At 42.4% G+C, this 20,918-nt stretch carries 30 protein-coding genes and 1 tRNA gene; 6 read left to right on the forward strand and 25 right to left on the reverse strand.

Annotated elements, in window-relative coordinates; genetic code table 11:
- Positions 1-62: 62 nt before the first annotated feature.
- Positions 63-623 carry a mechanosensitive ion channel domain-containing protein gene (locus H3302_RS13615; protein ID WP_036973077.1) on the forward strand — a complete coding sequence of 187 codons (561 nt, stop codon included), beginning with the start codon at positions 63-65 and terminating at the stop codon, positions 621-623.
- Positions 624-668: 45 nt separating this feature from the next.
- Here H3302_RS13615 and H3302_RS13620 read toward each other — a convergent pair whose 3' ends face one another.
- From H3302_RS13620 to H3302_RS13630, 3 genes are read right to left on the reverse strand one after another with little or no spacing between them, the layout of a single operon-like run.
- Positions 669-1,727 carry a succinylglutamate desuccinylase/aspartoacylase family protein gene (locus tag H3302_RS13620; RefSeq protein WP_036973078.1) on the reverse strand — a complete coding sequence of 353 codons (1,059 nt, stop codon included), beginning with the start codon at positions 1,725-1,727 and terminating at the stop codon, positions 669-671.
- Positions 1,728-1,760: 33 nt separating this feature from the next.
- Positions 1,761-2,666 carry a 30S ribosomal protein S6--L-glutamate ligase gene (gene rimK, locus H3302_RS13625; RefSeq protein ID WP_036973079.1) on the reverse strand — a complete coding sequence of 302 codons (906 nt, stop codon included), beginning with the start codon at positions 2,664-2,666 and terminating at the stop codon, positions 1,761-1,763.
- A gap of 52 nt (positions 2,667-2,718) precedes the next feature.
- Positions 2,719-3,141: an ATP-dependent zinc protease gene (locus H3302_RS13630; protein ID WP_036973081.1), complete on the reverse strand. Its 423-nt coding sequence runs from the start codon at positions 3,139-3,141 to the stop codon at positions 2,719-2,721.
- 160 nt (positions 3,142-3,301) lie between these two features.
- Between H3302_RS13630 and H3302_RS13635 the strand changes: the two genes are divergently transcribed.
- Positions 3,302-4,273 carry a zinc transporter ZntB gene (locus H3302_RS13635; RefSeq protein ID WP_182395521.1) on the forward strand — a complete coding sequence of 324 codons (972 nt, stop codon included), beginning with the start codon at positions 3,302-3,304 and terminating at the stop codon, positions 4,271-4,273.
- Between the two features lie 7 nt (positions 4,274-4,280).
- Here the strand turns inward: H3302_RS13635 and H3302_RS13640 are convergent, their stop codons facing one another.
- Both H3302_RS13640 and H3302_RS13645 read right to left on the reverse strand, forming a co-directional pair.
- On the reverse strand, positions 4,281-4,502 hold the full coding sequence (locus H3302_RS13640) for a Rho-binding antiterminator (RefSeq protein ID WP_182395523.1): 222 nt from the start codon (positions 4,500-4,502) through the stop codon (positions 4,281-4,283).
- A 64-nt stretch (positions 4,503-4,566) separates the two neighbouring features.
- Positions 4,567-4,641, reverse strand: a tRNA-Arg gene (locus H3302_RS13645).
- Positions 4,642-4,840: 199 nt separating this feature from the next.
- On the opposite strand from H3302_RS13645, the gene H3302_RS13650 reads away from it, so the two are divergent.
- Positions 4,841-5,023, forward strand: a complete 183-nt coding sequence (locus H3302_RS13650) for a hypothetical protein (RefSeq protein ID WP_036973088.1) — start codon at positions 4,841-4,843, stop codon at positions 5,021-5,023.
- On the opposite strand, the gene H3302_RS13655 is transcribed toward H3302_RS13650, so the two are convergent.
- Genes H3302_RS13655 through H3302_RS13665 form a run of 3 tightly spaced genes read right to left on the reverse strand, consistent with a single transcriptional unit; the run spans position 5,020 to position 6,731 of the window.
- Complete coding sequence (locus tag H3302_RS13655) at positions 5,020-5,826, reverse strand: phosphotransferase family protein (RefSeq protein WP_182395525.1); 807 nt, start codon at positions 5,824-5,826, stop codon at positions 5,020-5,022. The genes H3302_RS13650 and H3302_RS13655 overlap by 4 nt on opposite strands.
- The gene (gene pnuC / locus H3302_RS13660) at positions 5,827-6,450 is read right to left on the reverse strand and encodes a nicotinamide riboside transporter PnuC (protein WP_036973092.1); all 624 of its coding nucleotides are present in this window, start codon (positions 6,448-6,450) and stop codon (positions 5,827-5,829) included.
- Positions 6,451-6,473: 23 nt separating this feature from the next.
- Entirely contained in the window at positions 6,474-6,731 is a 258-nt protein-coding gene (locus tag H3302_RS13665) for a YkoF family thiamine/hydroxymethylpyrimidine-binding protein (RefSeq protein WP_036973093.1), read from the reverse strand.
- Positions 6,732-6,845: 114 nt separating this feature from the next.
- Between H3302_RS13665 and H3302_RS13670 the strand changes: the two genes are divergently transcribed.
- The gene (locus H3302_RS13670) at positions 6,846-7,085 is read left to right on the forward strand and encodes a DUF2960 domain-containing protein (protein WP_036973096.1); all 240 of its coding nucleotides are present in this window, start codon (positions 6,846-6,848) and stop codon (positions 7,083-7,085) included.
- A 9-nt stretch (positions 7,086-7,094) separates the two neighbouring features.
- Here the strand turns inward: H3302_RS13670 and alr are convergent, their stop codons facing one another.
- The 17 genes from alr to radC all read right to left on the reverse strand — a co-directional run bounded on the left by alr (position 7,095) and on the right by radC (position 18,748).
- On the reverse strand, positions 7,095-8,174 hold the full coding sequence (alr, locus tag H3302_RS13675) for an alanine racemase (protein WP_074989353.1): 1,080 nt from the start codon (positions 8,172-8,174) through the stop codon (positions 7,095-7,097).
- A complete protein-coding gene (dnaB, locus tag H3302_RS13680; protein ID WP_036973100.1) occupies positions 8,174-9,553 on the reverse strand; it encodes a replicative DNA helicase in 1,380 nt (459 codons plus the stop codon). The genes alr and dnaB overlap by 1 nt, the downstream gene beginning before the upstream one ends.
- A 159-nt stretch (positions 9,554-9,712) precedes the next feature.
- Positions 9,713-10,654 (reverse strand): DUF4097 family beta strand repeat-containing protein, encoded by a 942-nt coding sequence (locus H3302_RS13685; RefSeq protein ID WP_036973102.1) that lies wholly within the window; start codon positions 10,652-10,654, stop codon positions 9,713-9,715.
- Positions 10,655-10,665: 11 nt separating this feature from the next.
- Positions 10,666-11,154 (reverse strand): hypothetical protein, encoded by a 489-nt coding sequence (locus tag H3302_RS13690; RefSeq protein WP_182395528.1) that lies wholly within the window; start codon positions 11,152-11,154, stop codon positions 10,666-10,668.
- On the reverse strand, positions 11,141-11,692 hold the full coding sequence (locus H3302_RS13695; protein WP_036973104.1) for an RNA polymerase sigma factor: 552 nt from the start codon (positions 11,690-11,692) through the stop codon (positions 11,141-11,143). Before H3302_RS13695 ends, H3302_RS13690 begins: the two co-directional genes overlap by 14 nt.
- A gap of 125 nt (positions 11,693-11,817) precedes the next feature.
- Positions 11,818-13,566 (reverse strand): polymer-forming cytoskeletal protein, encoded by a 1,749-nt coding sequence (locus H3302_RS13700; RefSeq protein WP_182395530.1) that lies wholly within the window; start codon positions 13,564-13,566, stop codon positions 11,818-11,820.
- Positions 13,547-14,071, reverse strand: coding sequence for a prepilin-type N-terminal cleavage/methylation domain-containing protein (locus tag H3302_RS13705; RefSeq protein ID WP_118844648.1), 525 nt, complete (start codon positions 14,069-14,071; stop codon positions 13,547-13,549). Before H3302_RS13705 ends, H3302_RS13700 begins: the two co-directional genes overlap by 20 nt.
- The gene (locus H3302_RS13710) at positions 14,071-14,469 is read right to left on the reverse strand and encodes a prepilin-type N-terminal cleavage/methylation domain-containing protein (RefSeq protein ID WP_182395532.1); all 399 of its coding nucleotides are present in this window, start codon (positions 14,467-14,469) and stop codon (positions 14,071-14,073) included. Before H3302_RS13710 ends, H3302_RS13705 begins: the two co-directional genes overlap by 1 nt.
- Positions 14,466-14,918 carry a GspH/FimT family pseudopilin gene (locus tag H3302_RS13715; protein WP_182395534.1) on the reverse strand — a complete coding sequence of 151 codons (453 nt, stop codon included), beginning with the start codon at positions 14,916-14,918 and terminating at the stop codon, positions 14,466-14,468. The genes H3302_RS13710 and H3302_RS13715 overlap by 4 nt, the downstream gene beginning before the upstream one ends.
- 5 nt (positions 14,919-14,923) lie before the next feature.
- Complete coding sequence (locus H3302_RS13720; protein ID WP_180311130.1) at positions 14,924-15,346, reverse strand: type IV pilin protein; 423 nt, start codon at positions 15,344-15,346, stop codon at positions 14,924-14,926.
- A gap of 365 nt (positions 15,347-15,711) precedes the next feature.
- Positions 15,712-16,164, reverse strand: a complete 453-nt coding sequence (gene rplI, locus H3302_RS13725; protein WP_036973111.1) for a 50S ribosomal protein L9 — start codon at positions 16,162-16,164, stop codon at positions 15,712-15,714.
- Positions 16,165-16,199: 35 nt separating this feature from the next.
- Complete coding sequence (rpsR, locus tag H3302_RS13730; RefSeq protein ID WP_002962753.1) at positions 16,200-16,427, reverse strand: 30S ribosomal protein S18; 228 nt, start codon at positions 16,425-16,427, stop codon at positions 16,200-16,202.
- A gap of 12 nt (positions 16,428-16,439) precedes the next feature.
- Positions 16,440-16,742 (reverse strand): primosomal replication protein N, encoded by a 303-nt coding sequence (priB, locus tag H3302_RS13735; protein WP_036973732.1) that lies wholly within the window; start codon positions 16,740-16,742, stop codon positions 16,440-16,442.
- 67 nt (positions 16,743-16,809) lie between these two features.
- Complete coding sequence (gene rpsF / locus H3302_RS13740) at positions 16,810-17,151, reverse strand: 30S ribosomal protein S6 (RefSeq protein ID WP_036973113.1); 342 nt, start codon at positions 17,149-17,151, stop codon at positions 16,810-16,812.
- Positions 17,152-17,395: 244 nt separating this feature from the next.
- On the reverse strand, positions 17,396-17,551 hold the full coding sequence (rpmG, locus tag H3302_RS13745) for a 50S ribosomal protein L33 (protein WP_022946036.1): 156 nt from the start codon (positions 17,549-17,551) through the stop codon (positions 17,396-17,398).
- 11 nt (positions 17,552-17,562) lie between these two features.
- Positions 17,563-17,799 carry a 50S ribosomal protein L28 gene (gene rpmB, locus H3302_RS13750; protein WP_036973115.1) on the reverse strand — a complete coding sequence of 79 codons (237 nt, stop codon included), beginning with the start codon at positions 17,797-17,799 and terminating at the stop codon, positions 17,563-17,565.
- Positions 17,800-18,073: 274 nt separating this feature from the next.
- Positions 18,074-18,748, reverse strand: coding sequence for a RadC family protein (radC, locus tag H3302_RS13755; protein WP_036973117.1), 675 nt, complete (start codon positions 18,746-18,748; stop codon positions 18,074-18,076).
- 143 nt (positions 18,749-18,891) lie between these two features.
- On the opposite strand from radC, the gene coaBC reads away from it, so the two are divergent.
- On the forward strand, positions 18,892-20,085 hold the full coding sequence (gene coaBC, locus H3302_RS13760; RefSeq protein ID WP_182395536.1) for a bifunctional phosphopantothenoylcysteine decarboxylase/phosphopantothenate--cysteine ligase CoaBC: 1,194 nt from the start codon (positions 18,892-18,894) through the stop codon (positions 20,083-20,085).
- A 112-nt stretch (positions 20,086-20,197) separates the two neighbouring features.
- Positions 20,198-20,785, forward strand: a complete 588-nt coding sequence (gene slmA / locus H3302_RS13765) for a nucleoid occlusion factor SlmA (protein WP_036973120.1) — start codon at positions 20,198-20,200, stop codon at positions 20,783-20,785.
- The last annotated feature ends 133 nt before the right edge of the window (positions 20,786-20,918 follow it).

Below are 20,918 nucleotides of genomic sequence, written 5' to 3' on the forward strand. Positions count from 1 at the left end.
TAGTGTTATTCGGTTGGTAAAGAGCTAAAATCTCGACGCTTAACATTAATGTAGGATCCCCCTTGGACTTCGAAACACTCTTTAACGAGCAATACCATTTAATCGTGACGATTATCGCGATTTTACTTTACCCATTACTAAGAAAAACCACAAAGAAACTGCTGTTAAAAGCCATCAAAGGTAAAGCAGATCCTCATCGTGTTTATCGTGCAGAACTGCTACTAAACATTATTCTCGCCATTGTAATGCTGTGCCTAGTGTTAGTATTTTGGGGCATTGAGCTGCGCGGTTTATTAGTTTTAGGTTCATCACTATTTGCTATGTTAGGTGTCGCCCTATTCGCAGCGTGGTCGTTATTGAGTAATTTAACCGCCTTTTTATTAATGTTCATTCAAAACGACTGTCGTGTGGGCTATTGGATACGTGTCATCGATGGCGCGAACTTTTTAGAGGGACGTATCATTGAAATGGGTTTGATGAACGTGGTGCTTGAGCATGTCGATGGCCACAAGGTTATTTATCCCAATAATATTTTTGTTACTCGCCCAGTAATGGTGCTCAATAAAGCCCCTACTCCGAGTAAAACGCAATCAACAAAGCGTATTCTGGGACCCAAAAAATAAAGCCGCATCAGCGGCTTTTATTTTATGTATTGACGATGTCAGCAACTAATTATTGAGTTCAGCCGTTTTAAGCTCGTCTTCAATATCACTTATTTCGTCAATAAAGGTTTCTAGCTGTTGCTCTACCAAGCTATTTGCATGCGCAAAGTAAGCAAGATGGAATACGGCATCGCCCTCATTTACAAGCGGCATGGTTTGCTGGCCAATTACAATGCCACTTCGTGGCGCTAATAGCTCAAGCTCAGCATCACCAAGTGGACTGCTGATATAAGCGAGCACTTGCCCTTTCATGACGCGCTCACCAAGGGATACTTGCGCACGGACAATACCATCAACCTCTGCACGCACCCAACTTGTTGAACTTGCAATCACCGGCTCTGGGAGTTTTTTCGCCCGCTTACCACGCACCATTTTTAAATGACGCATAACATAATCAACGCCTTGCACACCGGCTGCAATCGCAATGGGGTCGAATCGCAGCGCTTCACCCGCTTCGTAGGTTATCACTGGGATACCTAAATTAGCCGCTTCGCTGCGTAAAGAGCCATTGCGTAATGAGGCGTCTATCACCGCTGGTGTACCAAATGCTTTTGCCATAGCCGCGGTATCAGGATCACTTAAGTTAGCCCTAATTTGGGGTAAGTTAGTACGATGAATCGCACCGGTGTGCAAATCAATAATGTGCGTACAGTGCATTGCCACCTGCGAGAAAAAGGCATTCGCCATTCGCCCAGCTAATGACCCCCGTGTTGAACCAGGAAAACTGCGATTCATATCACGACGGTCAGGTAAATAACGCGACTTATGGATAAAGCCAAATACATTCACTATTGGCACCGCTATAATTGTGCCGCGTAATTGTTCAGGCTCAATTTTTGCGAGCAATTGCCTTACAACCTCAACACCATTGAGCTCATCACCATGAATTGCCGCGCATACCATTAACACAGGCCCTTGCTGGACCCCATTAACGACTTCAATTGGAATATTAAGCGGTGAGTGTGTATAAAGCTTTGCTGCTTCAATAGAAAACGTTTTACGTTCACCCACACCAACCGTATCACCTAAAATTGAAAACGGAGTATTTTTCTTAACCTTTGCCACGCACTTTTCCTTTTACTAGAGCGCTTGTAAATCTTAGCCTTTACCACGTGTTGCAGTTCTTTTCGTTGCTGCATTTTTTTCAATAAAATCAACAATCATGCCTGCAATATCTTTACCCGTAGCCACTTCGATACCTTCAAGACCCGGCGATGAGTTAACTTCCATCACTAATGGTCCTCGTGCAGAGCGAAGTAAATCAACGCCCGCTACGTTTAAGCCCATTGCTTTTGCTGCAGCAACGGCTGTTTTTCTTTCTTCAGGGGTAATGCGAACCAATGTCGCACTGCCGCCACGGTGTAAGTTAGAGCGGAACTCACCTTCTTGTGCTTGACGCTTCATCGCTGCGATTACTTTATCGCCCAAAACGAAACAGCGAATATCTGCACCGCCCGCTTCCTTGATGTACTCTTGCACCATGATGTTCGCTTTTAAGCCCATGAAAGCTTCGATTACACTTTCTGCCGCTTTGCGCGTTTCGGCTAACACAACACCAATGCCTTGTGTACCCTCTAGTAACTTAATAACCACCGGTGTACCACCAACCATGCTTAGTAAGTCTTTAACATCATCAGGCTTGCTTGCAAACCCTGTGACAGGCATGCCTACACCTTTACGCGATAATAGTTGCAATGAACGTAATTTATCGCGAGAGCGTGAAATAGCCACTGATTCATTTACAGGGAACACACCCATCATTTCAAATTGACGTAATACTGCACACCCATAGAAAGTCACTGACGAGCCAATACGCGGAACAATAGCATCAAAATCTTTTAAATTTTCGCCGCGGTAATGAATTTCTGGTTGATCAGAATTAATGTTCATATAACAACGCAATGCATCAATCACTTTAACTTCATGACCACGTTGCTCAGCTGCTTCAATTAAGCGACGTGTTGAATATAAGTTTTGGTTGCGAGATAAAATACCAAGTTTCATAGTTAAAACCTTTACTGACAAACTCACACACTGAGCGTGCTATGAGCGCCTTTTATAATAAATGAGATAAAGCCGGATCGACGACTATGCGATTTTCCATTGCTGTACGCCCTAACAACATTCTAAACTTCATTGTTGAACGGTTACTTAAAGTCACTCTAACGGGCCAGCTTTGGCTTCCTGCGACTAACGTTGTTTCTATAAAGTAACGAAGCTCTCTTTGACCACTTGAACTGGTCACATACTTACGCTCCATCACTTTTGCACGACAGTGGACCACAGTATCCACATCATCCTGCAGAGGCTGGGTTGTGAATTTCACCCAGTTTTCGCCATTTTCTGAAAACTCTTCAATATCAAAAGCATGAATACACGATGTACGCGCCCCCGTGTCCACTTTTGCTTTGATTTTATCAATTCCTAAATCAGGAAGGCTTAGCCATTCGCGCCAGCCAACGATAATTTTTGCACTCATTAATGTGCCCTCTATAAAAAAGTGTCTTATACGCTACAGAGCTAGAAACACCAACAAAATATATTCATCTCATCGATAAATCGATTTCATTAATATAGTCTTGACTATACTAATGTATATACTCAACTATATCGCACTATTTGTAAAATGAGAGTTCAATATGATCAATGGGTTACTTCATGTCTTAATTTTAGACGAGCAAGGCGGTGCACGTGCTATTGACAATAGTACCGAGCTGGAGAATTGGCAACTCGAACATGGAAAACTTTGGGTTCATATGGATTACAGCCAAGCTGACGCTGTAAAGTGGCTTGCTGACAGTAATTTACTGACTGACTATGAATTAGCATCCCTGATTGCGGATGAGACGCGTCCACGCCTAACAAAAGTAACCAACGGTTCGATGCTCTTTTTACGTGGCGTTAATTTAAATCCCGCACAAAGCCCAGAAGACATGGTGTCTTTGCGCTTATTTATCAACGAAAACGTCATTATCACAACCCGCAAACGCCGTTTACTCTCAGTGCAAGATGTTGTTGCAACATTTGATGACAGTAACGGTCCATGTTCAATTTCAGAGCTCGTGTGTCAATTAGCACAAAATCTTACATCGCGTATGCAAGGGGTCATTGATAGCCTTGATGACACGTTGGATATATTTGAAGACGAAATTGATGAGCCAAGCAAAGGTTTTGATAACCAAGCTTTAGCACAAATGCGCCGTCAGACCATCGCCCTAAAACGCTATTTAAGGCCACAAAAAGAGGCCCTCATTACGTTGTTAAACAACAAATACAAGTGGTTAGATGAAGACGACAAAGCCCGTTTAAACGAAACAACCAATATGTTGATTCGCTTTTTAGAAGAGCTAGACAGCTCAATTGAACGTGCACAAATTATTCAACAGACTATTGCTAACCAAGTGTCTGAACAACTTAATCAGCGTATGTATGTGATGTCGGTCGTTGCAGCATTGTTTTTACCATTAGGCTTCTTAACGGGCTTACTTGGTGTCAATGTGGGCGGTATTCCGGGCACGGAAAGTCCGTATGCATTTAGCCTATTTTTAATCTTCTTAGTGGTCCTTACCGTTGGTATTGGTATCTACTTTAAGAATAAAAAGTGGTTATAAGCCTACCTTAGCGTGGCTCAACAGATTTGATTAAATCAAGGCGAACGGCGTGTTCGCCTTTTTTTGTGCTCAAAATTAAGTGCTCACCTTCAGGACTTATAATCTGTAAGTTAATCGCTTTGCCATTTACTTGCTCGCCTGAGTGCAATGTAATCTGTAAGTCTGTTGAGTGCATGCACCACAATTCGAATTGGTCGTAATCACCACATGCAATGGGTTGATAAGTCATGTTTTAAAATCATGAAAATAAAAAGGATATAAACAGTGTAGAAAATAACAAAAGAAGGAGCAAATGGCGCTCTCGGCAGGGATCGAACCTGCAACTCAGCCTCCGGAGGGCCACGTGATATCCATTTCACCACGAGAGCACATTTGTCGTTGTCAGTACCAACTCGCGATATCAGCATGACAACCCGGCAATGATAATGGCATCTTGCTATAAATGCTAGCATTGAACACTTTACATGCTTATAAATTCAGCAATTTTCATTAAAACACTTCACATTAAGGCAGAACCACGGTATTAACGTATACTTATAAAATTAATAACAAGGTGGGAATTTGATCATGAGTTTAATGTCAACAGAGCAAGTTGCAGAATTTTTAGGTGTAAAAGTAGAACGCGTGAAACGACTTGCTCGCGAACATTTACTGATCTCGAAATCACAAGATGACAAAGGTGAGCCTTTGTTCGAACACGATGATGTAAAAAAATACAAAGAGCTTGCCGAGCGAATTGGTGGCCTTTAGCGTTTTTGCTGTTTAATGAAGTGGTGAAGCTGCACAAGCAGTGGCGCCACTTTATCCATTGCCCCTCGTTGCTCGTACCAACAAATACACAATAATAAAAATAGCCCCTGAAATGCCGCTAGCTTGTTGAGCGAAAGGGTAAATTCGTGGTGGGCTGATATAAGTGTTCGGTATTGTTCAAGCAAAGCTTGCTGTTGTTCAGTATTCAGCTGAAAACTGACCACTAAGGCTGCCAAGTCAAAATAAACATCATTACTTTTGGCATATTCGAAGTCGATTAAAAACATACCGCTATTATTCACAATGATATTTTCTTTAACCAAATCATTATGGCAAAAGCCCATATCTTTTGGTGCATTAGCAATATAAGCGAGTGACTCTTCTATTAATGAAAGATGCTGTTGGTAGCGAGTGGTGTGTTGATAACAATTAATTTCATAAGCGATGTCCATTGGCTCTGTGAGCAAGGGATACAGGTGCAGATTGACTAAATCTGGCAGTAAACTGTCACAAAAATCGCCGCTGGCAATACGACCTTCAACATAATCGAAAATAGCCGTGTCTGTGACTTGTTCTAGCCAAAGAGGCGCTGGGCAGCAACTTTGTTTAGCAAAATGTGTTTGAGCAGCCAAGCCTACCGCAGGCCAATGGTCGCGATAATGTTTTACCAAATAGCTATTGGTCGCTGTTTTTACTAAGTAATTATCGTTACTTAACCCTTCAACCAATGGACTGATTGACGTAATCGTTAACGCGGGATCAAAACGCGAAAATAGCGCGTTTATTTGTTGTTCTGTTTTCATTTAAAGTTGAGCTAATGGCTTAGCTTGATGTTGCTCATACTCTTCATACCAGGTTTTAAACCCCCACGCTGCCATAATGGTATAAAACACAAACAGCACCAAGGTCGGGTAATACCCTTTTTCAAAGTACAAATACATGGACGCCGCATCTATAACAATCCAGTATAGCCAATTTTCAAGAACTTTTTTGGCGACAAGGTAGGTTGTAACCACAGCAAAACAGGTGGTAAAGCTGTCTAAATATGCAAAATCTGCATGCGTGTAATTGGTCATGATGAAACCAATCACCACCGAGGCTAATGAGGTAGTAAATAAGATCACGACATGCTTTTTTAATGACCACGAAACAATCGGCAACCGGTCTTTATGGTTTAAACCTCGTCGCCAAATTACCCACCCATACACAGCCATGTACATGTAGTATAAGTTAAGCAGCGACTCCATTAATAGCGCGCCGTTCCAGTACATTACGGTGTAAATAAAGGTGCTTGCAAACGCGGCAGGCCAACACCATAAGCTCTCTTTAATCGCGAGCAACAAGTACGCCATCGACAACGCCACTGCAATATATTCCCAGTGCGACATTGCCGTAAAGCCAGAGAAAGTTTCGGTTAAAAATTCCATATCACGCCGTCGTTATCGATTACTTAATCATCGCTTGGCGACAAATCACCGTGTAAAAATTTACAAACAAAAATTGCTTTACCAAACTCTTCATAAGAGCGCTTAATTTCAGTGTTAAGTACAGACATGACTAAGTCGTAATCACCAAAAATCTGTGTAGATAGCGTATTAGTAATCACTTTAAGGCCATCATAGCTGTTTACGCGGTCAATAAAGCCTTTAATAAATGGAATGTAATCTTGATGAAGTGGGTATTTACTAATCTCTACAGAAAGTTTCATTTTAAGCTACCGAGTTTTTTAACAGTGTCGCATTGTAACCCGCTTATAGCGACAAGTCATGGCTAAGGCTCGTATTTAGTGTAAAATCAGCCCTATAAATTAAGAGGAGTCATTATGGCACGCCGCATTACATACACATTTAAAAACCAACCTCGCGAAATCAACTTTTCTAAAGACAAGTACCGCGACATGTACCACGCCATTGCGGCAGCTGAGGGAATTGACTTAAGCAATTATTTAAAGATGGAACAACAAATAGAAATGACCTCAAAAGGCTCTGCGGCAGTGCGTAATTTTCGTGATCAAGAGTTTGCAAAAATGGGCTTTAGCGACATCTATTTTATTAAAGAGTAACGTGCTTCGTTACTCTTGATACTCATAGCTGACTCGCGGAGTAATATTACACAGTAGCTCGTAAGGTATGGTACTAGCACACTGCGCTATTTCTTCGACAGGCAGCTCTGGGCCCCACATGATTACTTCGTCACCCACTTGAATATTGTCGCCATTATCGCCAATATCAACTGTTATCATATCCATCGCGACAGTGCCGACAATACCATAGCGTTGTGATTTAATGATCACCGGTGTGCCTTGTCGTGCATGGCGAGGATAGCCATCACCATATCCCATCGCGACAACCGCAAGCTTGGTTGGCTTATCACTGCACCAACGGCCTCCGTAACCAACACACTGATGCGCATCAACATCGCGAATCGCAATAACGCGTGTTGTTAAACGCATCACTGGCGCTAAACCGTGTTCTTTACCCACGCCATTTAGCATCGGCGAGACACCATAAAGCATTAACCCTGGGCGAACCCAATCACCATGCCCATGCGGCCATGCTAAAATACCCGCTGAGTTTGCTAAACAGTGCTGCTGAGCTTTGCCATCCGTTAATGAATCAAATAACGCTATTTGCTGGGTTGTTTTCTCATCGTTTACATCATCAGCACACGAAAAATGCGTCATTAATTTAATATCATCACGTGCATTGTCACTTGCTTTTAAACGATGATAAAACGATTCAAATTGTGATGGTGCAATCCCTAAACGGTGCATCCCTGTATTAATTTTTAACCAACATGCTATCGGTGCATCCAACGTGGCACTTTCAAGTGCAGCCAACTGATTTTCATCATGAATAATGGTCTGAAAGTTATTCGCGAGCAAAATAGGTAAATCGTCTTGATGAAAAAAGCCTTCAAGTAAAACGATTGGTTTTGTTAAACCTCCCGCCCGCAGCGCTAATGCTTCATCAATACGTGCCACTGCAAATGCATCAGCGGCACTTAGGTGCTGGGCAATTTTAACCAAACCGTGGCCATATGCATTGGCCTTTAACACCGCCATCACCTTGCAATTGGGCGCAAAGTGCTTCACTTGCGCTAAGTTATTAGCCAGTGCTTTTAGATTAATTTCGGCGATGGCTAAGCGCATTAATATTCGTCATCCATAGCTGGGCCCGCGTAGTTATCAAAACGTGAGAATTGACCTTGGAACGTAAGACGCACTTTACCGATAGGACCATTACGTTGCTTACCGATTATGATTTCAGCGACCCCTTTCTCGGCACTGTCTTCGTTATACACTTCATCACGATAAATAAACATGATTAAGTCGGCATCCTGCTCGATTGAGCCTGATTCACGTAAGTCAGAGTTGATTGGGCGTTTATCAGCACGTTGCTCTAGCGTACGGTTAAGCTGCGACAGGGCAATTACAGGGCATTGTAGCTCTTTGGCAAGGGCTTTTAATGAACGCGAGATTTCGGCAATCTCTAAGGTACGGTTATCAGATAAGCTCGGAACGCGCATTAGCTGCAAGTAGTCGACCATGATCATACTAATACCGCCATGATCACGTGCGATACGACGTGCACGCGAACGTACATCGGTCGGTGTAAGGCCCGATGCATCGTCAACATACATCTTCCCTTTTTCCATCAATAAGCCCATGGTTGAAGAGAGGCGAGCCCAATCATCATCATCTAATTGGCCTGTACGTACTTTCGTTTGGTTAATACGACCGAGTGAGGCAAGCATCCTCATCATAATTTGTTCTGACGGCATCTCTAGTGAGTAGATAAGCACGGGTTTGTCTTGCGTCATTGCCGCATGTTCAGCTAAGTTCATCGCAAACGTGGTTTTACCCATTGATGGACGTGCAGCAACAATAATCAGATCTGAAGGCTGCATACCCGCCGTCATTTTATCTAGATCGGCATACCCTGTACTTACACCCGTTACACCATCTTGTGGCGATTGATATAACTCTTCAATCTTATCAACCGTTTTTTCTAGAATGCTGTGTAAGCTTTGTGGACCTTCGGTACTTTTAGTACGTTGCTCGGCAATTTTGAATACTTTACTTTCTGCAAAATCGAGCAAATCATGGCTTGTGCGTCCTTCTGGACTAAAGCCCGCTTCGGCGATTTCGTTTGCAACACCAATCATTTCACGAATAACGGCACGTTCACGAACGATATTTGCGTATGCGTCGATGTTGGCAGCACTGGGAGTATTTTTTGCGATTTCAGCAAGGTAAGCAAAGCCACCCACATTGCTCAGCTGATTATTTTTTTCTAAGCTTTCAGAAATGGTGATCAAATCAATCGGGTCGCCTGCCTCTGCAAGACTCACCATCGCTTCAAAAATCAACTTATGTGTGCGGGTATAAAAATCCTGCGAGACAACCAACTCAGCAACACGGTCAAACGCTTGATTATCAAGCATTAAACCACCTAAAACAGATTGCTCAGCTTCAATTGAATGGGGAGGAACTTTTAACGTATCGACTTGCTTATCTGGTTTAGCCATATCTTCACAAAACTTAAATTGAATGGCTCTATTCTATCGACTTGCAAAGGCTGTGCAAATAGAAAAGCGGGAAATCTTCCCGCTTTATTGTAATTAAGCTAAACCTTGGTAACTAGACATATTACTCAGTGCTTAGATTAATGACGCTCACCTTAGTGATTATTTTTGTTTGCGCAGTTCTATGCGACCACTAATGGTATCCATTTCAATATCAGCGTTCCCGCCATTAACACTAAACTCAAGATCACTCGATGGTCCATACTTCGCTTTTATTGCTTTATCATCACTTAGCTCATTAACAATTTTGCCGTTTGCATGTGCTTCTATTTCAAACTGGGCTGATACGTCAGCTGGGAAGTAAAACTCCGCATCTCCACTGACAGATTCAAAGCGCACATTTGCACCGGTGAGTAATTTATTAATATGCACTTCGGCTTCGCCGTTCACCGTATTGATACGTAGTTTTTTAATTGCATCAAATGCAAAGTCGATATTACCGTTTACATTTTCAAGACGCACATCTTCGGCTTTGGTTTTTGACTTGATATCGCCATTTACTGCTGTAAAACGCAGCGTACCTTGTGAGTTTTTATCATTAATTTCACCATTCACCGTTTCAAAACGAATATCACCGTTTAGGTCAATCGCATTGACATCACCATTCACCGTTTCAAAACTCATGTTACCGCTAATATCCTGCACCGTTATATCACCGTTCACAGTATCAATGTCGGCGCCTGCTGCCAGCTCTTTGGCGCTGACGGTCACATTCACCCCAGCAAATTCGAGCTCACTGCTTTTTGGCATATAAATCGTTAAACGTGAACCGTCGCCTTTGTTCCAGCCACTTATGTTACGTGGCATTTTGACAATAAATTCGACGCGGCTTCCTTCCACATCTAAACGATAACCGTCGGCTTTATCATCTAATTCACCTTCGATTTTTAACACCGGTTTATCCCACCCTTCAATACGCACATCACCACGTTGGTTTTCAATAAAAATGCGCTTATTCGCAGGTATATCAACCTGTTCATTGATTGTTTGTCCTGCCATTGCCATCAGTGGCAGTAATCCTAATGTTAATGCGAGTAGTTTCATGGTTATCACTCCTAAATCGTTTGCCACTTAGGTGCATGCACCTTATTAATTAAATCAAGTTGTTGCTGATAAACCTGCGACAGCATTTGTAATAACGCAGGATTTTCAGGTTCATTTTCCAGTGCTTGCTTAATGGCACTCTCTGCTTCTTCTAATTCTTCAAGCTGCTGCTGCCAATTGTCGGTAAGTGCAGGTTGATTCTGATATTGCACCAACAAGCCCTGTTTTTGCTTCGTAAAATAATCACTCATGGCTATCATCGTATTCGGCTCGGTCTGAGCAACAAACAATTGCACGCTAAGCAGTGCCGCAACACAGCATGCAGCAACGGCTGCAAGCTTATTCCACGTAAAACGTGACTGTTCAGCTTGTTGCTCTGTAGGGTGAGCAATTGCACGCTCAATACCCGGCCATAAGTTTTTATCTGGGCCGATATCTTGCTTAGGTTGATTAAGCGAGTCATTTAAAAACTGTTCAAAATCTGGCTTACTCATTTTCATACCACTCTTTTAATAACTGCCTTGCACGGTGAAACTGCGATTTACTTGAACCAACGGCCATATCAAGCATGCTGGCTATTTCTTCATGGCGATAGCCTTCAATTGCATGGAGTACAAACACCATACGCGCTCGTTCGGGCAATCTGAGTACTAATTTATCAAGGCCATTTAAACCCTGACAGTCCGCTGCACTTTGTTCATCCATGCCACTTTGCTCAAAGCTCACGACTTTCTGTAACCAGTTTTTATGTTTACGAATATAGCTAATCGCAATATTACTCGTCACGCTGTGTAACCAGGTCGTAAACTGTGAGCGCCCATCAAAATTGGCGATTTTGTGCCACAACTGTACAAACACTTCTTGTGTTGCATCTTCGGCGTGCTCTTTATCTGCAATAAGTCGCAAACAAAGGCTGTAAACACGTTTCACATGCAACTCATAAAGTGCTGCATAGGCAACTTGATCGCCGCTTTTTACGCGCTCAATCAAGGTGTGCTCACTTTGCTGTGCAAACGCTTGCTCTGCATCTATCAACATCCCGGATGTTGTCCTTTATGATTATTGTTGTGAATTTAGTGTATTAGACGTAAGGAGGGATTCAAAAGGTTTAAATGAAACTAAATATTTTTTCGAGCAAGTATCACCTTGCTCGAATTAGGTCATTATTGTGCGGGGCTCGGTTCACTCTGTGGCGGTGTTTTGTAGCTCCAGCCTAAAAACACAATCCGTGCAGGGGTTGACGGTTTCCCCCCATTTTGTACTTTAAGCAGACCCGCATCATAGTGCGCCCCACTGCCGCCTGATGAGGTGATCACCGCACCACGAACACTGCCAAATAGCTCGCCACTTCCCGACAATTTTACCGTGGTAAGCGGCGCATAAATTGCGGCATACAAGTTTGCAGCGCCACTAAATTGCACACCATTCACACCGTTAAATGACGAGTAAAACGACAGCGATGGATGCCCACTGGTCGTTAATCCTTCTTGTTCAGTGATCACTTTAGCACCGGCACCAATATTAACTTTTCCCGTTAATAATACAGTAAGACTGCTGTCTTTTTTGATCGTCAGGGTGGTATCACCTTCCATTGAAAAATCACCATCTATCAATAAGATGACATCGCCCCCTGAGACTTCCATTTTGCCATCACTGGTCATTTTCAAACCATCTAAAGCAAATACATACTCTTTAGAATGGCTCCCATGAGATTGATTTTGAATCTTCTTATCAAACAAAAATACATCAGCTAAGGTCGGCACAATAATTTGGCTGCCACCATTGCTGTGAAACCCTTGTTCAGTATTAAACTTAAATAGTTGAGTAGGCCCAACCGAAACAGAATCATACCCAGTGATACCAGCCATTATGTCAGTCATTTTTTCGGGCAAAATTAAAGGGTCACAGTTGGTATCAGGGTTACTCGGGTCGTAATCAGGTGCCGTGGGGTCGGCTACAGTGACGGGTTCAACATTCGGGTTTATATTAAATTTACTATTACTGTAATGTACGCCGTCTTGCTGATTATTGTAGGTGTCTTTAAAGTCACCAGTACCGCCATACATGATATCGAGGGTCTCACCTTGAGTATTATCAATGTAAGTAGACCATTGCATTGTGGCATCACCATTTGCTCTTACTACACCTGAAATGCGGCCACCTCGGTGTTTATAGTAGCCCCGAGTATACACATTTCCATCGACTCGCAGACCACTACCTGGAGAAATATACACCCCCGTATTAGAGTGAATATTACCTATAATGGGCGATGACCCGTTTAAGTAAATTACACCACTGGCTTTTACATCACCTCTAATTGGCGAGTGCCCTGAAAGCACAACATCAGAGTCACCGGCAATAGTTGATACATCACCGTCGTTCGATTTAGTTTCTTCGTAAGTACCTTGGCTTGAATCATAGCTGTCGATACTTCCACTGCCCGACAAATTAACCCCTTTACAGCCAACCATCGCATTGGTAAATACAGAGCTGCCTTTAGCACCTTGAATGCCAAAGCGTGCGACTAAATTACTCTGTGCATCGCCTTCAAAGCGCTGCCCTAGGCTGGCAATTTCAAGCTCGCCATCAGGGTTTTTAGTAAGGGTTGCACTAAAGGTAGCATCACTCGCAATAATGCCAGTACCAGACGCTAAATTCGTTTTATTAATTAAATCATCAACCGCTAATACGCCTTCACGGTTCAGTGTTTGTTGTAATAGTTTAGCTTGCTCAAACACCCCTTTTTCGGCTAGCAAACGGCTGTTTAACTTTTTCTGAAAATTACCGCTCAAACGTTCTTGCACAATATTTTCACGCAGTGAGCTCAGCACCACAAGACTGGCCATGCTCGTTAAAATCAGCACTGTAATTAAGGTAAAACCATGTTGCTTATTAAACACTGCCACCACCATATGCCTTCAGTAAGATTGTGTTTGTGAGCGCAATATCGATATTTATACCATTGCCGAATTGCCCAGGTAATTGCTCTGGTTTCACACTCACCGTCACCAATTCACCCGCGATATCAAACGATAAGCTCTCGACCCCTGTTAACAAACGCTCCGCAGCTGCGCCATTCAGTGAGCACATTAAGTTATTATCGTTTAAGCTATAAACTTCAGTAACTTGCACTGCGGTAACTTGACCATCACAGGCAATGACACCAGCAGGCTGAGTGATGGTTATCATGCTTTTATCAGCACTAATAACCGGGGTTATTTGAGTTTGCTTAATGCTGCGATTAAACACTTTACTCGTGTAACGAAGCACCTCTTGTGCATTTTCGAGCTCTTTGCTCACCTGAATCGTGCCTTTAATCGCCGAGTAAGACAAACTAATCCCGGCAAGTAAAAATGCTCCCGCAGCCAGCGCCACCATTAACTCGACTAAGCTAAACCCTTTTGTATGTTTTATCATTAACACACCGCCGACAAATCAGGGAAACTCGCATTCAAACTGATCTGGTTCTCAGCATTATCAGTCATGCGTTTATCGACCCAACTAACATTAATTTGCATGTCATTATTGTATACAGCAGGCAGAGTTAGTTCGTAGTCACTAACCTGTGGAGAAAGACTCGCTCTAAAGGTCACATCTTGAAATAAGCCGGGGTTGTTTTTTTGAATATCACAAATATGCGGCCAAAGTCGCTCTATGCTGTTTTGACCTTGAATAAGCGACACCGTGTAATGAAAACTGTTAGTAGCATACTGAAGCGATTTAAGTTGAGCAGCAGCCAACCCTAATAAAGCGATTCCGGCGATTACCACAGATATCATGACTTCTAGTAATGAAAAACCTTGCTGCTTAATCATGCACATCCTCGCTCTGAACTTTCAACTAACCAGTTTTGGCCACTTTTTAGTACACACATTACATAGTCAGTGGTGTTGCTGTGATTGTCTTTAATATCTATTTGCGCTTGCTGGTTAACCTCACCACTGGCACTCACGGTCAAGGCTGCTAGATCAACCGTTATGCCAGATTTGGTTACACTAAATTCTTTAAGAACCGTAGCCACGCCTGCTTCATTTAGCGTTACCTGCCAGCGGTTATTATTAACGACTAAGTTAATTTTTCGCTCACGCTTTACTGCTTCACTGCGCGCATATTTATAGACACTATTTAGTTGATTTGCGGTCGTTACAACGCGATCTTGCAAGATTTGCTGGCTAAATGACGGGAAAGCAAGACTAGCCATAATACCAATAATAACCAGTACGACCATTAATTCTATCAGTGTAAATCCGGCCTTTCGTCGCACTTCAACTACTCCCAACAATCATTCTCTGAGGCGGTGTAACTGCCATCATGTTTCACAGTGAGATCACCACAACGATCACTTGCTTGCGCCGAACCAGACTTTGGTGATGCTTTTAAACTATAACCACGGTTTTTAAAGTCACTGATTGCACCGGCGACTTTATCTGTAGGGGTGTAAGTGAAAGTATAAAAATCAGTATTTTGTGCCGTAAATGCGTTAGGGTAACCACCATTTCTTGAATAAATACGCTCAAGACTCGCGCTATATTGCAATAACTCTTGTTGTATGTCGGCACGGCGACTGCGTTGCATTTGTTCGGTATAAACAGGTAACGCTACGCTATATAAAATACCTAAAATAGCGATAACGATCAGTATTTCAACAAGTGTAAAACCACGGTGTTTTCCCGATGATAATGTCTCCTTCAACTTTCATTCCTTACAACTTTGTTATGAAACCACTATAAATGACAGCGCTGTCGCTGTCAATTTAACCAATTCTAACTAACTAGCCTGATTATACTAACTAAAAATAAAAAATTAAGACAAAAGACTGCTTGTGTTTAAAATAGGTAAACAAAACCCCATTCCATTAAACATTAATGCAAATAGCACAACTATTGACAGGAAAGCAAAGCAAAAAGAGTAGTAAGTAAGTAAGTAAGTAAGTAAGTAAGTAAGTAAGTAAGTAAGTAAGTAAGTAAGTAAGTAAGTAAGTAAGTAAGTAAGTAAAATTTAGATACAAAAAAGCCGCGCTTAATAAAGCACGGCTTTTTTTCTACTTAATATTGCTATTAAGCTTCAGCGATAACGATTACTTTGATAGTAGCCGTAACGTCTGAGTGTACTGCGATTGCAACGTCAAATTCGCCAGTCTCACGGATAGTACCTAGAGGTAAACGAACTTCTGATTTTGCAACTTCAACGCCAACAGCTGAAATAGCTTCAGCGATGTCGCGAGTACCGATAGAACCGAATAACTTGCCTTCGTCACCAGCTTTAGAAACTAGTGTAACTTCAGCTAATGCTTCTAACTTGTCAGCGCGAGCTTGAGCAGCAGCTAGATCTTCAGCGATCTTAGCTTCTAACTCAGCACGACGTGCTTCGAAAGTTTCGATGTTAGCTTTAGTTGCAGGAACTGCCTTACCTTGTGGGAAAAGGAAGTTACGTGCGAAGCCAGATTTAACTACAACCTGGTCACCTAGGCCACCTAGGTTTGCGATCTTGTCTAGTAGAATAACTTGCATGTCTCTACACCTTTTAAAAACTGTTAATCCGCTGCTTACTTATGTAAGTCAGTGTATGGAAGAAGGGCTAAGTAGCGAGCACGCTTGATAGCAGTTGCTAGCTGACGCTGATATTTAGCGCTAGTACCTGTGATACGGCTAGGTACGATTTTGCCACTTTCTGTAACATAGTTTCTAAGAGTAGCTAGATCTTTATAATCGATTTGTTGTACGCCTTCCGCTTTAAAGCGGCAGAACTTACGACGTCTGAAATAACGTGCCATGAGTTTAATTCCTCAAAAAATTCTTTCTATATGCTGAGCATGCAAGACCAATTGGCTTAAACCATTTCGGCCTTCGTGTCGGTTTAAAAAACCCGTCACTTGCACTTGTTGCCCAACGTGCAATTGTTGAGTCTGTTGTTGCATTGGCGTGCCACTGGCAACAACTTGAAGCCTGACATAACTATTACGGTTAAGGTCTGCTTCAACTTGCATCGATTTGTGTTCAAGAACAAAAATACAATGCGGTATACCAGCAGGGCTTTGACTATATTTTGGGGTTTTACATACAACCCCAGATAACGTCAGCTGATTCATAAAAGGATTAACCGGTTGGCTCATCTTAGTGTCTCAACTGCAAGCGCCATGCTTGGACTCAAAACGATTAAGCAGCTGGTGCTTCTTTCTTCTCTTCTTTCGCAAGAGGAGATGCTTCAGTTACAGCGTCTTTAGTACGCATAACTAAGTTACGAAGCACTGCATCGTTGTAGCGGAAAGTAGTTTCTAGCTCGCTGATTACTTCAGTAGGTGCTTCAACGTTCATAAGAACATAATGAGCTTTGTGAAGCTTGTCGATTGGGTAAGCCAATTGACGACGGCCCCAGTCTTCAAGACGGTGGATAGTACCACCAGCTTCAGTGATAGAACCAGTATAACGTTCGATCATACCAGGTACTTGCTCACTCTGATCAGGGTGAACCATGAATACGATTTCGTAATGACGCATGGATATTCCTTACGGTTAATAGAGCCTTCTACCGTTTCGGCCAGTCGGTTTAAGGCAAGGAATTAAATTTAATAAGCCGAAATGAGCGCGCATTTTACGCTTAGATTGATAATTAAGCAAGATAAAACAGCAAGCCAAGTTGCAATCTTATAAATATTTGCAATAGCTTAATTTTCTAAGGTAGTTAAGCATAAAACAAAAAACCCAGCCGAGGCTGGGTTTTTGAGATTCTGAAAAACTAAAATTACTTGATTTTAGCTTCTTTGAAAATCACGTGTTTACGAGCTTTAGGGTCGTATTTTTTGATTTCCATTTTTTCAGGCATGTTACGCTTGTTCTTGTCGGTAGTGTAGAAAAAACCAGTACCAGCAGTTGAAACTAAACGGATCTTATCGCGCATGATTCAGTTCCTTAAACTTTTTCGCCACGAGCACGGATTTCTGTAAGAACCGCGTCGATGCCTTTTTTATCGATAATACGCATACCTTTAGTCGTAGTGCGTAATGTTACAAAACGTTTTTCACTTTCAACCCAAAAACGGTGAGTTTGTAGGTTAGGTAGGAAACGACGTTTAGTCGCGTTTCTCGCGTGTGAACGGTGGTTACCAACCGCTGGACGCTTACCTGTAACTTGACATACTTTAGACATGTCTATATATCTCCAATAACTTCGCTCGAGCTTAATTTTCCCTTAGGCCATGTATTTGTGCCCCGGGATAAATCGAAGGGCGCTCTTTATACAGCTTATACAGGCAAAGATCAAGTAACAGATCTTATCCAATCAGCTCATGTGTAAATTTGATAGCGGCTAATTATAATGATCGAAAGCCCTTAGGGAAAGTAAAAACTGCATTTAAATTAAACTAATTTCTAAAAACAGCCTAAACTGCTCATTTTTAACACACTCTCTCGGGCATACAGCCTTATATAAGCCCTCGCTCGGCAAAAGAAACACAATTTTTACCGCCCACAATGATGTGATCCAGCACATTTATGTCAACCAACGACAGCGCTTGCTGTAATTTTTGCGTTATGAACTTATCGGCTTGACTGGGTTCTGCCACACCACTTGGGTGGTTATGAGCCAAAATAAGTGCCGCTGCATTATTTCTTAATGCGGCTTTAACCACTTCGCGAGGATAAACAGATGCGGCATTAATTGTGCCATAAAATAGCACTTCATCTTTAATCAACTGGTTTTGGCTGTCTAAGTACAGCACCATAAACACTTCTTGCTGTAACCCCCGTAGTTTAATTGTTAGGTAGTCGTACACCGACTGAGGCGAATTAAATACAGCCTCTCTATGACATTGCTCGAGCATGTATCGCCGGCTAAGCTCTAACACGGCTTGTAATTGTACATACTTTGCAGCACCTAGGCCCCTTTGTGCACAAAACTCATGTTCTGTGGCATTAAACAAGTTGTGCAATGTACTATTTATACGCAATAGATGCTCAGCCAACTCAACCGCGTTCATGCCCGGCACACCAGTACGTAAAAATATCGCTAATAACTCAGCATCTGAAAGCGCTTTAGCTCCCTGTAAAAGCAGCTTCTCACGTGGTCTCTCTGCCAATGGTAAATCCGTTAATGGCATCATTTGTCCCTAAAAACATTACTTTGGTCATTAAACTGTAATATAAAATCCAGTTTTTTCCTGTCTTTAAAAAAGAAAACTTCATGCAATCGGCAAAGATTTGCTATCGTTAGCCCATATCGACAAAGGTAAAATTTCACGTAATGACAAAATCAGTTAATAAAAAAATCCTGTTAGGTATGAGTGGTGGCATTGCAGCCTATAAATGTGCAGAACTTGTTCGTCGTTTAAAAGACGCCGGCTGCGACGTTAAAGTAGTCATGACCGACTCAGCCAAACATTTTATAACACCACTGACAATGCAAGCTGTGAGTGGAGAAATTGTCTCTGATTCATTACTTGACCCTGCAGCCGAAGCAGCAATGGGACACATTGAATTTGCCAAATGGGCTGACCTGATTTTAGTCGCCCCCGCAACCAGCAATATCTTAGCGAAAATGGCGATGGGCATTGCCGATGATTTACTGACTACGTTATTGTTAGCCACACCTGCTAAAGTAGCGGTTGCTCCTGCAATGAACCAACAAATGTATGCTCACCCAGCGACTCAAGCAAACCTTAGAACTCTCAAAGATCGCGGCATCGCAATTTGGGGACCCGGTAAAGGTGAGCAAGCCTGTGGTGATGTAGGTGCCGGAAGAATGTTAGAGCCTCATGAACTAGTGGCGCTGTGTACACAACCAGACATTGAGCCATTATTGGCAGGTAAAACAATCACAATTACCGCTGGCCCCACGCGTGAAGCCCTCGATCCTGTGCGTTATATTTCGAATCATAGTTCAGGCAAAATGGGTTATGCCCTTGCAGAAGCAGCGCTTGCTTTAGGTGCTAAGGTCAACCTTATTTCAGGGCCCGTCGCAATTACAGCACCCGCGAATGCAAAGCTCACCAATATTAAAAGCGCTGAGCAACTTTTAACTGCGTCGATGGAACTTGCGGTGCAGTCTGATGCTTTTATTGGGTGTGCTGCAGTCGCCGATTACCGCGCAGCCGCAATTCAAGATCAAAAAATGAAAAAACAAGGTGACGAACTCACGCTCACTTTAGTCAAAAACCCTGATGTGATCGCAAACGTGGCAGGGCTTAGTAAAAACCGTCCTTACACTGTTGGCTTTGCAGCAGAAACGCAAGATGTGGCTAGCTACGCCCAAGGTAAATTAAAAAACAAAAACCTCGACATGATCTGCGCGAATGATGTGTCAAAAGAAGGTCTTGGCTTTAATTCTGATCATAATGCTTTAACACTGTTCTGGCATAATGAGCAGCTAGATTTAGCCATGGGTAGTAAAAAGGATCTCGCGATGAGCGTAATGACTGAGCTTGCCAAGCGTTTGTAAAAATGCTGGAAAGAAGCTGAATAAAACATTAACATAAGCGCCTCATTTGCACAAAAAATGGCTTGTCTGACTCTACTGAGCACAAGTAATAAATTATAAGAAAGGAATGGTCATGCCTGCGACAAAAAGAAGTAATCGCAAAGAGCAGATTCTGCAAGCACTCGCACAAATGTTAGAAACCAGCCCAGGTCAACGTATCACCACCGCAAAATTAGCGGCTGAAGTGGGCGTGTCTGAAGCTGCGTTATATCGTCATTTTCCGAGTAAAGCACGGATGTTTGAAGGCCTAATAGAATTTATTGAAGATACGCTGTTATCACGCATTAACCTCATATTAGAAAATGAGAAAGAAAGCCAAACCCGTGTTTATAATATCTTGCTGTTATTGTTAGCCTTTGCTGAGAAAAACCCAGGAATTACTCGCATATTAACCGGCGATGCCCTGCAAGGTGAGCAAGAGCGTTTACGCGAACGAGTGCAAGGCTTATTCGAAAAGCTTGAAACACAATTTAAGCAAGTATTGCGTGAGCGAAAACTACGTGAAGGCAAAGCATTTCAATCAGACGAAACCACGTTAGCCAATTTCTTACTTGCCTATGTCGAAGGTAAGATGAATCAATTCGTGCGTAGCGACTTTAAAGCAAAGCCAAGCTCACAATTTGAAAAGCAATGGCCAGAATTACAAAAAATCTGGTTGTAAAACAAGCTTTATAAGCGCGATGTCATATCGCGCTTAATCCCCCACCTTTTCAGTGTCCCCCATAAGCGAGTCCTCGTAGCTCATTTCTCGTAGCGCGTTTCTCGTAGCGCGTTTCACGTAAGTAATAACTTTA

The sequence above is a fragment of the Pseudoalteromonas sp. MT33b genome (assembly GCF_014117385.1).
Lineage (GTDB): Bacteria > Pseudomonadota > Gammaproteobacteria > Enterobacterales > Alteromonadaceae > Pseudoalteromonas > Pseudoalteromonas lipolytica.

Excerpts from the sequence above, each read along its gene's own strand:
- rplI (WP_036973111.1), bottom strand. The coding sequence starts at position 16,164 with ATGCAAGTTATTCTACTAGACAAGATCGCAAACCTAGGTGGCCTAGGT.
- H3302_RS13685 (WP_036973102.1), bottom strand. The coding sequence starts at position 10,654 with ATGAAACTACTCGCATTAACATTAGGATTACTGCCACTGATGGCAATG.
- H3302_RS13655 (WP_182395525.1), bottom strand. The coding sequence starts at position 5,826 with ATGAAAACAGAACAACAAATAAACGCGCTATTTTCGCGTTTTGATCCC.
- H3302_RS13665 (WP_036973093.1), bottom strand. The coding sequence starts at position 6,731 with ATGAAACTTTCTGTAGAGATTAGTAAATACCCACTTCATCAAGATTAC.
- H3302_RS13640 (WP_182395523.1), bottom strand. The coding sequence starts at position 4,502 with ATGACTTATCAACCCATTGCATGTGGTGATTACGACCAATTCGAATTG.
- H3302_RS13710 (WP_182395532.1), bottom strand. The coding sequence starts at position 14,469 with ATGATTAAGCAGCAAGGTTTTTCATTACTAGAAGTCATGATATCTGTG.
- radC (WP_036973117.1), bottom strand. The coding sequence starts at position 18,748 with ATGCCATTAACGGATTTACCATTGGCAGAGAGACCACGTGAGAAGCTG.
- H3302_RS13670 (WP_036973096.1), top strand. The coding sequence starts at position 6,846 with ATGGCACGCCGCATTACATACACATTTAAAAACCAACCTCGCGAAATC.
- pnuC (WP_036973092.1), bottom strand. The coding sequence starts at position 6,450 with ATGGAATTTTTAACCGAAACTTTCTCTGGCTTTACGGCAATGTCGCAC.
- H3302_RS13650 (WP_036973088.1), top strand. The coding sequence starts at position 4,841 with ATGAGTTTAATGTCAACAGAGCAAGTTGCAGAATTTTTAGGTGTAAAA.
- H3302_RS13700 (WP_182395530.1), bottom strand. The coding sequence starts at position 13,566 with ATGGTGGTGGCAGTGTTTAATAAGCAACATGGTTTTACCTTAATTACA.
- H3302_RS13705 (WP_118844648.1), bottom strand. The coding sequence starts at position 14,071 with ATGATAAAACATACAAAAGGGTTTAGCTTAGTCGAGTTAATGGTGGCG.
- coaBC (WP_182395536.1), top strand. The coding sequence starts at position 18,892 with ATGACAAAATCAGTTAATAAAAAAATCCTGTTAGGTATGAGTGGTGGC.
- rimK (WP_036973079.1), bottom strand. The coding sequence starts at position 2,666 with ATGAAACTTGGTATTTTATCTCGCAACCAAAACTTATATTCAACACGT.
- priB (WP_036973732.1), bottom strand. The coding sequence starts at position 16,742 with ATGAATCAGCTGACGTTATCTGGGGTTGTATGTAAAACCCCAAAATAT.
- dnaB (WP_036973100.1), bottom strand. The coding sequence starts at position 9,553 with ATGGCTAAACCAGATAAGCAAGTCGATACGTTAAAAGTTCCTCCCCAT.
- rpmG (WP_022946036.1), bottom strand. The coding sequence starts at position 17,551 with ATGCGCGATAAGATCCGTTTAGTTTCAACTGCTGGTACTGGTTTTTTC.
- rpsF (WP_036973113.1), bottom strand. The coding sequence starts at position 17,151 with ATGCGTCATTACGAAATCGTATTCATGGTTCACCCTGATCAGAGTGAG.
- slmA (WP_036973120.1), top strand. The coding sequence starts at position 20,198 with ATGCCTGCGACAAAAAGAAGTAATCGCAAAGAGCAGATTCTGCAAGCA.
- H3302_RS13690 (WP_182395528.1), bottom strand. The coding sequence starts at position 11,154 with ATGAAAATGAGTAAGCCAGATTTTGAACAGTTTTTAAATGACTCGCTT.
- rpmB (WP_036973115.1), bottom strand. The coding sequence starts at position 17,799 with ATGTCTAAAGTATGTCAAGTTACAGGTAAGCGTCCAGCGGTTGGTAAC.
- alr (WP_074989353.1), bottom strand. The coding sequence starts at position 8,174 with ATGCGCTTAGCCATCGCCGAAATTAATCTAAAAGCACTGGCTAATAAC.
- rpsR (WP_002962753.1), bottom strand. The coding sequence starts at position 16,427 with ATGGCACGTTATTTCAGACGTCGTAAGTTCTGCCGCTTTAAAGCGGAA.
- H3302_RS13630 (WP_036973081.1), bottom strand. The coding sequence starts at position 3,141 with ATGAGTGCAAAAATTATCGTTGGCTGGCGCGAATGGCTAAGCCTTCCT.
- H3302_RS13695 (WP_036973104.1), bottom strand. The coding sequence starts at position 11,692 with ATGTTGATAGATGCAGAGCAAGCGTTTGCACAGCAAAGTGAGCACACC.
- H3302_RS13635 (WP_182395521.1), top strand. The coding sequence starts at position 3,302 with ATGATCAATGGGTTACTTCATGTCTTAATTTTAGACGAGCAAGGCGGT.